This window comes from Pseudoalteromonas sp. Z9A6, assembly GCF_011378805.1.
Taxonomy (GTDB): domain Bacteria; phylum Pseudomonadota; class Gammaproteobacteria; order Enterobacterales; family Alteromonadaceae; genus Pseudoalteromonas; species Pseudoalteromonas distincta.
The window spans coordinates 14,685-26,693 of record NZ_WTKZ01000005.1 but is presented as its reverse complement, the minus strand read 5'-3'; the positions used below and the strand labels follow the sequence as shown (position 1 = coordinate 26,693).

Sequence of the window (12,009 nt, the reverse complement as noted above, 5' to 3'; positions counted from 1 at the left end):
GTTAGCCTGAGGTATTACTCAGGCTTTTTAAACATGGCGCGAAGGTTAGCGACTCTTGCTTGGCCTTTTTCCATGCGCTCTGCTTGGGTATTTGGCGCCTTTTTGTTTTCGAACGCGAGATCGTCCTGCGGTAACTCTTGTACAAATCGGCTTAATTCAGTTTGTGAGGTTTCACCAAATTGACGACGTACCTTTGCGTAAGTAAGTGTTAACTCCTGCTGTGCGCGAGTAATACCAACATAAGCTAAGCGACGTTCTTCATCTACGTTGTCCTCATCAATACTTACCTGATGCGGAAGTAAACCCTCTTCCATACCCACCATAAATACGTACGGGTACTCTAAGCCCTTTGATGCATGTAGTGTTGATAAGTGCACTGCATCGGTTTCATCTTCTTCTTCGTTACGCTCAAGCATATCGCGAAGGGTTAGCTTGCTAACAACCTCGGCTAATGTCATTGGTTCGTTGTCGGCATCACCGGTCAACATATCTGTTATCCAACGATACAGCTCTGATACGTTTTTCATACGCATTTCAGCCGCTTTTGCACTCGGTGACGACTCGTACAAATATGCCTCGTAATTAATATTACGCACTAAGTCTTTAACAGCTTCGAGCGTATCACCGCGTACTGCGTTATCAGATAGCTCAACAACCCAGCGTGCAAACCCAGCAAGCGCATTAAAGCCACGCCCTTTTAGTCTGTAGCCTAAATCGTTATCAAAACAGGTAGCAAACAAGCTCGCGTGCTTTTCATTAGCAAGCGTACCAAGCTTTTCAAGGGTAACCGTACCTATTTCGCGTCGTGGTGTATTTACGATACGTAAAAACGCATTGTCATCATCTTGATTAACTAATAGGCGTAAGTACGCCATAATATCTTTAATTTCTGAGCGAGCAAAAAACGACATACCGCCACTAATTTTATAAGGGATACGGTTACTCATTAGTGATTTTTCAAAGCCACGTGCTTGATGATTACCACGATATAAAATCGCGTAATCTTTATAGCTGGTTCGCTTCATAAACTTATGTGAAATTATTTCAGCAACCACACGCTCAGATTCATGCTCTTCATCGCGGCACCCTATTACTTTAATCGGCTCACCATAACCTAGTTCACTAAATAACTTTTTTTCAATATCGTGAGGATTATTGGCAATTAAAATGTTAGCCGCTTTTAGTATTCGCCCTGCACTTCGATAGTTTTGTTCAAGCTTTATAAGTCTAAGCCCTGGGTAGTCTTTACCTAATAACACTAAGTTTTGCGGGCGAGCACCACGCCATGAGTAAATTGATTGATCGTCATCACCTACCACAGTAAAACGGGCACGCTCGCCTACTAGCAATTTAACAAGTTGATATTGGCTTGTATTGGTATCTTGATACTCATCCACCAGCAAGTATTTAAAGCGTTGCTGCCAGCGCTCACGAGATGTGGCGTTATTAGTAAGTAACAAAGTAGGGATCATAATTAAATCATCAAAATCCAGTGCATTATAAGCACGCAGCTGGTTTTGATAGCGCCCATATAACTGCGCGAACAATGCTTTTTGCGGATCACGCGCTTCGCGTATTGCTTGCTCTGGCAGTACTAATTCGTTTTTCCAGCTACCAATTTCCATTTTAAGTAGTTTGAGTAAGTCCTTGTCTTTTTTGAGCTCATCTTCGGTGAGTTCACTAAGAAGCTGATTGGTATCTTGATCATCAAATAGCGAAAAGCCGGGTTTAAACCCTAATGTGCTTAACTCTTTTTTTATTATTTCTAAACCGAGTGTATGAAACGTTGATACCCATAAACCTTTAGCGTCTTGCTTACCGAGCGTTTGCAGTACTCGCTCACGCATTTCTTTGGCTGCTTTATTGGTAAAAGTAACGGCGGCTATATTTCGCGCTTTGTACTCACATTTTTTCACTAAATAAGCGATTTTATTCGTAATAACACGGGTTTTACCAGAGCCTGCGCCCGCGAGTACTAAGCAGGGACCACTAATATATTTTACGGCTTCATCTTGTTTAGGATTGAGTTTCATAACGACCAAAGAAATTTAAAAGACGCGCAATTTTAACGTAACCATTACAGCGAGCATAGCAATTGCCTTAATTAATTAAGGTAAAGATGATCATGTGTTAAATACCGTGGGTATAAGGTAATATTAGTTATTATCATTTAGGCAATGCCGAAGGTACAAATATGATCAACCCAGCAAAACTTGAAGAAATTGCTAAGCAAATTACTAGCAATATGCCGCAAGGTGTAAAAAACCTAGCAGACACACTCGAAGGTAAAACAAAGCAAGTTCTACAAAACAAGCTTGCTGAGATGGACTTTGTGAGCCGTGAAGAATTTGATGTGCAAAGCCAAGTACTTATTCGTACTCGCGAAAAGTTAACCGAACTTGAAGCTAAAATTTCATTGCTTGAGCAACAACTTAGCGCTAAAACTGACGCTGAATAATTATACCAATTGCATTAAATTAGTGTTCTATTATAGCGATAAGAAAATAGCTCAATAACAAGGCTAAAATTATGGTACGTAGTTGTTCTATATAAATAATTTTTAACGTAGTTAGTGAGTTATTTAATACACTAGGATGATCATTTTTTTAATAAAATTGGTATTAATTTAATGTACAAAAAAGGCAGCTCAGGCTGCCTTTTGCGTTTTACCAAGTTTATTCAAATAGCTCATCAAGTACATAATAAGACAACTTAGCCTGCTGAGCTAAACTCACACTCAGCATTTTTTGCGCAACTTGTTCGCCAGTTATTGGTTTGTAACGCTTTAAAAACGCAAATCGTGTAATAACAGGAAAAATAATACTGCCTATCTTTTCTGCCACTCTAAATTGCTCACGATCGCCTAATAATAAAGATGGTTGTAAAATACTTATTTTATCAAAAGGGAGTGCTTTAATATGTTGCTCAAGCTCTCCCTTCATTTTCAAATAAGCACTATTACTGTGCGTATTCGCCCCGCTTGATGACACTAAGCAATAATGCGTAACGCCATTACATGCCGCTAACTGCGCCGCTATAAACTGATAATCAAAATCTACTTTACGCTGAGCGTGTATCGAGCCCGCTCGTTTACGGGTTGTGCCCAAACACGAAAACAATACATCACCTTTAAAAAGCTCAACATATTGAGTTAATTTTTCAAAATCAATAACGTGATTAACTAGCTTTGCATGTGTGACAGGCAGAACTCGACGGCTTAACGTAACTACTTTTGTATAACGATCGCTATTAAGTAACTTATGGAGCAACTCATTACCGACCAAGCCTGTAGCACCTATCAACACCGCCGTTTTAGTCATGGATTTATTTATTTTCACCCACTTTTTTAAATACGTGTTGCACTGCTTTTTTGTAGCTTTGCGTTTCTTCACTCGCGCACGTTACTACAGATTCTAAATCATGAAGATGGCCGTTTTCTAAACCATAAACCCAACCATGAACGCTTAGTTCTTGGCCGCGCTCCCAGGCATCTTGCACAATGTTAGTACGACACACATTACGTACTTGCTCAATTACATTTAGCTCAATAAGGCGGCTTAAGCGTTCGCTTTCTGGCATTGCGTCAAGTTGTTCAAGATGCTTTTCTTTTACATCTCCTACATGGCGTAGCCAATTATCAATAAAGCCAAATTTAGCATTGTTTAAAACGGCTTGTACGCCACCACAACCATAGTGACCTACTACCATTATATGTTTTACTTTTAAAACCTCTACAGCGTACTGCATAACCGATAAGCAGTTATGGTCAGTGTGTACAACCACGTTAGCAACGTTACGATGTACAAATAATTCGCCTGGTAATAAATCAACTATTTGATTTGCAGGTACACGAGAGTCTGAACAACCAATCCATAAATACTCTGGATTTTGTTGCATAGATAAAATTTTAAAAAACTCAGGGTCTGCTTCACTTGTACGAGCAGCCCAACGTTTGTTGTTATCGAATAAATTTTTTAACTTTCTCATTGCATCTCTTATTAAGTCGAGGACGGAAATTTAATGGACATTAGCAAGAATCAAAATATTACGAGGCGTTAACTGCTTTTCACAAAACGTTTTAACGCTTACTTGATAACCTTGCTGTTGCAAATATAAAGCACGATCGAGCACAAGCCAAACTTCAATCGCTCTTCTGAACACATGTCGAACCAGTTCAACTCGGTCAGTTATTTTTTTTCGAGCCACCCCAACCTCTAAATATTTAATATAATCAATACCTTGAGGTAATTTCATTGCCTTTTCATCTGCAGCCCATGAACAAAACGATTTAAACGAATCTGAGAATATAGCTTTGTTAACCGACGGTACGCTTACGTAATATTGCTCGCCAGTGATCGACTTTCTTAGTGCATCAAAACCAAGTCGCCACTCAAGTTCTGTTTTACGTACTTTTTCCAGACGAGAGGGCGCTGTGACGGTTTCTTGTAATGCGAGCTTTAAATCACGATGCGTTAAATTAAGCTCACTTTTATTTGCAACCTCACTCATTGCACGGTACTCATTAGCCGTAAATAAATGGTAGCAACAAGGTGAAAAGCTAATTTGCTGTACTTTCGCTAAACTTGCTTGGCGCATAAATGCTTGGTGTAAGCCACCGCATGCGTGAAGCGCTACAGCATGCATGTCTGTATTAAAAAATTGAGTGATATCGTCTTTTAATACATCTGCTTGGCTAAAGTGCATTGCTAAGCCTTGTTGCTGTGCACTTTTTTGTCCTTGCTCGCATAAGCTTTGTTGAAGTTCAATACTATGTACATTACTTGCGCCATTAAACGCAAGCATTCGACCTAAGTGCCCTTTACCCGCGCACCACTCTAAAACAGGTTGTTTGGTATTAGGTAGTGCAGATACAAAATCTTGTAACTGTGCAAACTTACGACCTTTAATGCCGTTACTTATCCAAAATGGATAATCAGCTCGAGAGTGGGCTGTGCTAGGTAACTCGCATAACTTTACAAGTTCATCAAGTTGGTTTATGTGCTGGCTAAAAAATTGGTATAGCTGGTTTTGATCGTTATCAAGAACGCTTACCTGGTCATCAGTTAGTTCGCTAAGTATGCCTTGTAGCTCTGGCCAAGGTATAGTGTCAAAATCAAATGCAGTGCACTGCCAATACTGACGATGACGCATTAAAAGTGAATCAAGTGCTAAAAATTGCTCAGCTAAAGTCATAACAGCTTAAAAAATAAAAAAGACAATTAATTATATCAGTTTCGGGAATTACCTAAGCAGTTAATTTTTACTAAAAATCAGCCGTAAATACAAAGGTATTGAAATAATACTTACCAAAATAGCTGCCATGAGCATCCACGATAACTGCATCTTTTCAGGTTCTTGGTATTTATAAATAAAGTGAGATTTTACTTCGTCAAATTCGTTTTGCGGTATGCCATATAAGTCCGCAATTAAGCGCCACTTTGCTATCGACATATGTCCTAAACTGGTGGTGGGTGGGGTTATATAACTTTTTAGTACTTCAGCCTCAAAAGCGAGCTGATAAAAGCTTTTACCCGGTGCATAGTTTTGCTGGGTGACTGCAATGGCTTCATCCATGTTCATCATTGCATAACGCCATCCTTTTAGGCTCGCTTGGTAGAATTTTTCGACCGTTTGAGGATTTTTCTTCAGCATGTTTTCGCTGGTAAATAAAATGTCGCTATATACGTCCATACCATAACGCTGTGGGCAAACAAGTCGATGAGCTACGCCTTGTTGAGTCATATAATAAGGCTCTGTAGTAACATACACTTGCATAGCATCTAGCTTGTTTTCAATCCAAGCCTGGCCTGGATTTTCGCCATCGTAAACTTTGAGTTTATCCACATCAACGCCACTGCGTTTAAGCATAATAAGTAGTTCGGTACCATCATTTTTGCTTACCGCAGTGATACGTTTATTAACAAAGTCACGTGGATGAAAAATATCAGACGTGTCTTTAACCATCCAGCAGTAAGGTGAAAATTGCAATAAGGCAGCCATAGCAACAAGAGGTTGTCCATTAATACGTTGCTGTAAAATACCAGAGTGCCCAACTCCAAATTGTGCTTCGCCACTGGCGACAGGAGCAAAGGTATCAGGTTGCATTGGATTAGCTTGCTTAATGGTTACATCAAGGCCCGCTTCATTATAAAAGCCTTTTTGCTTTGCCATATAGTAGCCAGCAAACTGAAACTGATGTGTCCATTTTAGCTGTAATGTGACTGATTCTTGCGCCGCGATATGGCTACAAAAAAAGCACAATCCAATGATTAATCCTTTAAATAGCAACTAGGTGTCCTCAAAAAGTATGTTGATTACCTGTAACTATATGTAAAACGTGCGATAAAGCAAGCACCCTAGTTAGGTGCCTGCCTTTAAAGAAGGATTATACTGAGGCGAGTTTTTCGGCTTTTTCTGCTTGGGGCTTTGATGTTAAAAATTGGCTAAAGCACGGATTTTGTGTTTCATCTTGTACACTGTAACCTAAACGGTTTAAGTGCTCGTTAAACATCTCATACTGACTCGGCTCAATAGCAAAACCTGCCAGTACATTCCCCATCGAACCACCGTGATTACGATAATGAAATAAGGTAATGTTCCAATTGCTACCTAAAGTATCTAAAAAGCGTGCAAGCGCACCTGGATACTCTGGAAATTCAAAGCGAAGTAAGCGCTCATGCAATTGCTCGGGTGCTTTTCCGCCAACCATATAGCGCACATGTAATTTAGCGAGTTCGTTATCCGACAGATCGCAAAATTGGTAGTCATTATTTGTTAAGTCTTGCTTTAGCTCATTAAGCTCTTGCTCGCCTTGGCGCAGGGCAATACCTACAAATATTTGTGCTTCACCAGGTCCTGCATAACGGTAGTTAAACTCAGTAATAGCACGGCCACCTAAAGAAGCACAAAACTGTTTAAAGCTGCCTTTTTCTTCTTTAATAGTAACCGCTAATAACGCTTCGTTTTTTTCACCCAGCGCAGTGCGCTCTGCAACATAACGCAGGCGATCAAAGTTTAAATTAGCACCGGATAAAACAGCCGCTAAATGTAACCCTTTTAACCCCGACTGCTGGCTCCACTTTTTAAGCCCTGCCGTTGCAAGTGCACCTGAAGGCTCTGCTATTGCACGGGTAGATACAAAAATATCCTGCATGGCAGCACATATTTCGTCGCTGGTGACGGTTATAACTTCATCACAAAACTTTTGCGCTAAGCGAAATGTTTCAGTGCCAATAATTTTAACCGCTACGCCATCAGCAAAACTGCCAACGCGCTCAAGCTCTACCGGTTTACCTGCTTTAAGTGCCGCTTGTAAACATGCACTTTCGTCGGCTTCTACACCAATTACTTTTATATCTGGACGCAGCGATTTAATATAAACCGCCATCCCAGCAAGTAAACCGCCGCCGCCAACAGGAATAAACACCGCATCAAGCTCGTTTAATTGCTGCATAAGCTCACGCGCTACAGTACCTTGACCAACAATGACGTCTGGGTCATCAAATGGTGGAACAAATATACCGTTTCGTTGCTCTGTAAGCTCAAGCGCATGTGCTTTTGCGGCATCAAAATGATGCCCATGTAGCACAACTTCACCGCCTAGCGCACGTACCGCACTTACTTTTATTTCAGGCGTTGTTACTGGCATTACAATTGTAGCTTGATGCCCTAAGTGAGAAGCACTTAGTGCAACCCCTTGAGCGTGATTACCCGCTGAAGCAGTGATAACCACTGAGCCTTTAGGTAATTTATTTAATTTGTTATACGCACCGCGTAATTTAAATGAATACACGGGCTGTTGGTCTTCACGCTTTAACCAAACATGGTTACCTAATTTAGCACCGAGCTCAGCCATTTCGCTGACCTCGGTAACTTTAGCCAAAGGCTCCATGTTTGCTTGAATAATAGCGCGAAAATAATCGAGCTCTTGAGAGACCATAATTAACTAAGCGCCTCCAATTTAGCTAAGTCACGCACTGCGCCTTTATCAGCACTTGTTGCAAGTAATGCATAAGCCTTTAAAGCAGACGATACATAGCGCTCACGATCAACTGGTTTGTAAGCCAGTTTTCCGCGTGCTAATTGTTTTTGTTTACGTGCTTCAAGCTCTTCATCACTTAACGCTAACGTAATTTCACGGGTTGCGATATCAATAATGATTTTGTCGCCATTTTCAACATAAGCAATTGCACCACCACTTGCCGCCTCTGGTGACACATGACCAATTGATAAACCCGAAGTACCACCCGAAAAGCGACCATCAGTAATAAGTGCACATTTTTCAGCTAGTCCTTTTGATTTTAAGTAGCTAGTTGGGTATAGCATTTCTTGCATACCTGGGCCGCCTCTAGGGCCTTCGTAACGAATAACCACGATATCACCGGCTTTTACTTCATCGTTTAAAATACCCTCTACAGAATCATCTTGTGACTCGTACACGACTGCAGTACCTTCAAAATGTAGCATTTCATCAACAACGCCAGCGCTTTTAACAATACAGCCATCAACTGCTAAATTACCCGAAAGTACAGCTAAGCCACCATCTTGACGAAAAGCGTGTTCGACACTTCGGATACACCCATTAACACGGTCGTTATCGCCCTCGTCCCAACGACACTCTTGGCTCATTGCTTTAGTGGTACGAATGCCCGCAGGGCCAGCACGGTAAAATTTGCGCGCTGCTTCGTTAGTAGGATCTGTTGCATCCCATTTTTTAACGAGCTCAGCCATAGTTGACCCAGCAACATGATTAACTGACATATCAACTAAGCCTGCTTTGCCAAGTTCACGTACGATTGCCATCATGCCGCCTGCGCGGTGCACATCTTCAATGTGATATTCAGGTGTCGCTGGTGCAACTTTACATAAAAATGGTGTTTTACGAGAGAGCGCATCAATGTGCGACATATCAAAATCAACGCCCGCTTCTTGCGCTGCAGCAAGTAAATGCAATACCGTATTTGACGAGCCACCCATTGCAATATCAACAACCATTGCATTCATAAAGGCTGTTTTGTTAGCAATAGCACGTGGCAATACATCTTGATTATCTTTTTGATAATACTCACGACATAAATCAACAATACGAGCCCCCGCTTCAACATAAAGTTGTTTACGGTCTTTATGAGTCGCAAGCGTCGTGCCGTTACCTGGCAATGCTAAACCAATCGCTTCTAGCAGACAGTTCATTGAGTTTGCAGTAAACATGCCTGAACACGAGCCACATGTTGGACACGCAGAGCGCTCTACTTGCTCTGAATCTGCATCACTTACCGATTCATCAGCGCCTTTAACCATGGCATCTACTAAATCAAGTTTAATATCGATGTTAGCAAGCTTAGTTTTACCAGCTTCCATTGGACCGCCTGATACAAATATTACCGGAATATTTAAGCGTAGTGCTGCAAGCATCATTCCTGGAGTAATTTTGTCGCAGTTTGAAATACAAATCATCGCATCAGCACAATGACCATTTACCATATACTCAACTGAGTCAGCAATTAAGTCGCGTGAAGGCAGCGAATAAAGCATGCCGCCGTGACCCATTGCAATACCATCATCAATCGCAATAGTATTAAATTCTTTAGGGACGCCACCGGCTTGTGTAATGGTTTCAGCCATAAGTTCACTTAGCTGATTAAGGTGAACATGCCCTGGTACAAATTGTGTAAACGAGTTAACTACGGCAATAATCGGCTTACCAAAATCGGTGTCGGTCATACCTGTTGCGCGCCATAATGCACGAGCGCCTGCGCGTTTACGCCCTTCAGTTGTTGTTGCACTTCTTAATTTAGCCATAGTTACCTCAGTTTTTGCCGCAAAATAAGCGGGCATTCCTCATTCTAAAATTGGTGAGTAACCGAGTGATTCAGTTACTCGTAAATTGTTTTTCAGTTCGTAATTACACAGCCTGTTGTTGCTGTAAATTTTGTAAAGTGACTTCTTTGACATCCACCAGCTTATTTAACTGGCTGGTTAAAAGGTGAATTGGTTTATCACTATCTACCGTCATGTCTACATTATAAAAACCATCGTCCATATTGAGCTGAAAATGCGTAAGGTCAAAACCACGATGACGCACCACTCGTAAAAAGCGCTCTACCGCTATACTTTGGCTTTTTAATGCAATAGTTAGGCTATGTTTCATTTTGCTTTCTCCGTCATCATTTCGTCGTTAGCAGCCCCAGGTGGTACAAGTGGCCAAACATTTTCTTTATCATCAATACAGGCATGTACTATGTACGGACCTTTACTGTTAACTAATGCAGTTATCGCATCATCAACTTGGTTAGCGTGAGTAATTGTTTGCCCTGGGATACCAAATACAGCAGCTAATTGCACAAAGTCTGGGTTATCCGACAGGTTAGTTTCAGAATAACGCCCTTCAAAAAATAGTTCTTGCCATTGGCGAACCATCCCTAAACGCTGGTTATCTAAAATTAATATTTTTACAGGTAAATTGTTACGACGAATAGTGGCCAATTCTTGAATATTCATCATTATAGAACCATCGCCCGATACAGTGATAACAAAGTCATCTGGGCGTGCTACTTGTGCACCAATAGCCGCAGGTAGACCAAAGCCCATTGTCCCTGCACCACCACTGCTTAAATGATTACTCGGATGAGTAAACTTCATGTGTTGTGCTACCCACATTTGGTGCTGACCTACATCGCAGCACACAACCCCTGTTTTTGGCATGCGTTGGCTTAGTTGGTTTAATAAGTACGGTGCAAAAACCTTCTCACCTGGGTAGTCGTAACGCCACGCATGCTTAATATTCATTTCTTTATTTGTGTCACACCAAGCTTTAGGTGTTACAAAGCATTCAAGTGCGGGTAACGACGTCTTTAAATCAGCAATTAATGAAGCTTTAGCAGGTTTTCGCTTACCAACTTCAGCAGCATCTATATCTAAATGGATTACTTTAGCTTTAGCTGCAAATTTAGCTAAGTTGCCTGTTACGCGGTCATCAAAGCGTGCCCCTATACATACAAGTACATCACATTCTTGCACTGCGATATTAGCAGCTTGACCACCATGCATACCCAACATACCTAAGTAATGTTCGTAATCTGGTAATACACTGCCCAACGCTTTAAGTGTAGATACAGCTGGCATCTGAGTTTTATTTAAAAATTGCATTAGCTCGTCTTGCGCATCAGCGGCTTGTACACCACCACCTACATACGCTACAGGCTGTTTAGCCTCACTCAACAATTGATTAGCAATAGCAACTTGCTTTAAATCTAACTCTGGTAAGTATTCATCAGCTGCTAGCCAAGGTTTAAAAGGGACTTGAGCCATTTGAATATCTTTTGGGATATCGACAAGTACGGGACCTGGGCGGCCGCTTTGCGCTAAATGAATTGCTTCTTGTAATATCTCTGCTAAGTCTTCAGCTCGTTCTACCATGTAGCTGTGCTTAGTACACGAAAGCGACATACCTAGTACATCTATTTCTTGAAACGCATCTGAACCAATCGCTGCAGTAGGCACTTGGCCGGTGATCGCCAATAATGGTACTGAGTCCATCATCGCATCAGCAAGAGCGGTTATTAAATTAGTTGCACCTGGGCCCGATGTTGCAAAACATACGCCTAATTTACGTGTGCTACGAGCATAACCAACAGCTGCAAACCCTGCACCTTGCTCATGGCGAGTTAGGTAGTGTTTGACTGGCGCGCCATACAGCGCATCGTAAATTGGCATAATAGCTCCGCCTGGGTAGCCAAATACTTCGTTTACGCCGTGTTTGGCCAATAAGTCGATTGTTAGTTCTGCGCCTGTCATTAATAAACCCTCATTCCTCAGTGACAACCCAATTACAAATTTTACCCTTAAAACTAAAAAGCCCTCCGAACGGTTAAGTGCGGAGGGCTTTTTTAATGCTTAAGTTTTTAAAGCACTACGAAGCCCTCGCGGGGATAATCACCACGATAATAATCAGGACTAGGTTAAGTGCGTTTGTAAGCATGTAATCAATACCAAATTTTGTTCAATTATCGC

General features: G+C 41.4%; 10 protein-coding genes. 1 reads left to right on the top strand and 9 read right to left on the bottom strand.

The window, feature by feature from the left end:
* Positions 1-14 precede the first annotated feature (14 nt).
* Complete coding sequence (gene rep / locus GQR53_RS03070) at positions 15-2,033, bottom strand: DNA helicase Rep (protein WP_165742838.1); 2,019 nt, start codon at positions 2,031-2,033, stop codon at positions 15-17.
* Between the two features lie 161 nt (positions 2,034-2,194).
* Here rep and GQR53_RS03065 point away from each other — a divergent pair, with 161 nt between their 5' ends.
* Complete coding sequence (locus GQR53_RS03065) at positions 2,195-2,458, top strand: accessory factor UbiK family protein (RefSeq protein ID WP_165742837.1); 264 nt, start codon at positions 2,195-2,197, stop codon at positions 2,456-2,458.
* 217 nt (positions 2,459-2,675) lie between these two features.
* Here the strand turns inward: GQR53_RS03065 and GQR53_RS03060 are convergent, their stop codons facing one another.
* The 8 genes from GQR53_RS03060 to ilvG all read right to left on the bottom strand — a co-directional run bounded on the left by GQR53_RS03060 (position 2,676) and on the right by ilvG (position 11,793).
* Positions 2,676-3,320 (bottom strand): NAD(P)H-binding protein, encoded by a 645-nt coding sequence (locus GQR53_RS03060; RefSeq protein WP_024596948.1) that lies wholly within the window; start codon positions 3,318-3,320, stop codon positions 2,676-2,678.
* A gap of 4 nt (positions 3,321-3,324) precedes the next feature.
* On the bottom strand, positions 3,325-3,987 hold the full coding sequence (can, locus tag GQR53_RS03055; RefSeq protein ID WP_002959903.1) for a carbonate dehydratase: 663 nt from the start codon (positions 3,985-3,987) through the stop codon (positions 3,325-3,327).
* A 30-nt stretch (positions 3,988-4,017) separates the two neighbouring features.
* Positions 4,018-5,193: a methyltransferase gene (locus GQR53_RS03050; RefSeq protein WP_165742836.1), complete on the bottom strand. Its 1,176-nt coding sequence runs from the start codon at positions 5,191-5,193 to the stop codon at positions 4,018-4,020.
* Between the two features lie 60 nt (positions 5,194-5,253).
* Positions 5,254-6,288, bottom strand: coding sequence for an ABC transporter substrate-binding protein (locus GQR53_RS03045; protein WP_165742835.1), 1,035 nt, complete (start codon positions 6,286-6,288; stop codon positions 5,254-5,256).
* 97 nt (positions 6,289-6,385) lie between these two features.
* On the bottom strand, positions 6,386-7,939 hold the full coding sequence (gene ilvA, locus GQR53_RS03040; protein ID WP_039485942.1) for a threonine ammonia-lyase, biosynthetic: 1,554 nt from the start codon (positions 7,937-7,939) through the stop codon (positions 6,386-6,388).
* 2 nt (positions 7,940-7,941) lie between these two features.
* Entirely contained in the window at positions 7,942-9,798 is a 1,857-nt protein-coding gene (gene ilvD / locus GQR53_RS03035; RefSeq protein ID WP_024596945.1) for a dihydroxy-acid dehydratase, read from the bottom strand.
* Positions 9,799-9,901: 103 nt separating this feature from the next.
* Entirely contained in the window at positions 9,902-10,147 is a 246-nt protein-coding gene (ilvM, locus tag GQR53_RS03030) for an acetolactate synthase 2 small subunit (RefSeq protein ID WP_002959893.1), read from the bottom strand.
* The gene (gene ilvG, locus GQR53_RS03025; protein ID WP_002959891.1) at positions 10,144-11,793 is read right to left on the bottom strand and encodes an acetolactate synthase 2 catalytic subunit; all 1,650 of its coding nucleotides are present in this window, start codon (positions 11,791-11,793) and stop codon (positions 10,144-10,146) included. Before ilvG ends, ilvM begins: the two co-directional genes overlap by 4 nt.
* Positions 11,794-12,009 lie beyond the last annotated feature (216 nt).

Coding starts and splice junctions, on each gene's coding strand:
- rep (WP_165742838.1), bottom strand. CDS start 2,033: ATGAAACTCAATCCTAAACAAGATGAAGCCGTAAAATATATTAGTGGT.
- GQR53_RS03065 (WP_165742837.1), top strand. CDS start 2,195: ATGATCAACCCAGCAAAACTTGAAGAAATTGCTAAGCAAATTACTAGC.
- GQR53_RS03060 (WP_024596948.1), bottom strand. CDS start 3,320: ATGACTAAAACGGCGGTGTTGATAGGTGCTACAGGCTTGGTCGGTAAT.
- can (WP_002959903.1), bottom strand. CDS start 3,987: ATGAGAAAGTTAAAAAATTTATTCGATAACAACAAACGTTGGGCTGCT.
- GQR53_RS03050 (WP_165742836.1), bottom strand. CDS start 5,193: ATGACTTTAGCTGAGCAATTTTTAGCACTTGATTCACTTTTAATGCGT.
- ilvA (WP_039485942.1), bottom strand. CDS start 7,939: ATGGTCTCTCAAGAGCTCGATTATTTTCGCGCTATTATTCAAGCAAAC.
- ilvD (WP_024596945.1), bottom strand. CDS start 9,798: ATGGCTAAATTAAGAAGTGCAACAACAACTGAAGGGCGTAAACGCGCA.
- ilvM (WP_002959893.1), bottom strand. CDS start 10,147: ATGAAACATAGCCTAACTATTGCATTAAAAAGCCAAAGTATAGCGGTA.
- ilvG (WP_002959891.1), bottom strand. CDS start 11,793: ATGACAGGCGCAGAACTAACAATCGACTTATTGGCCAAACACGGCGTA.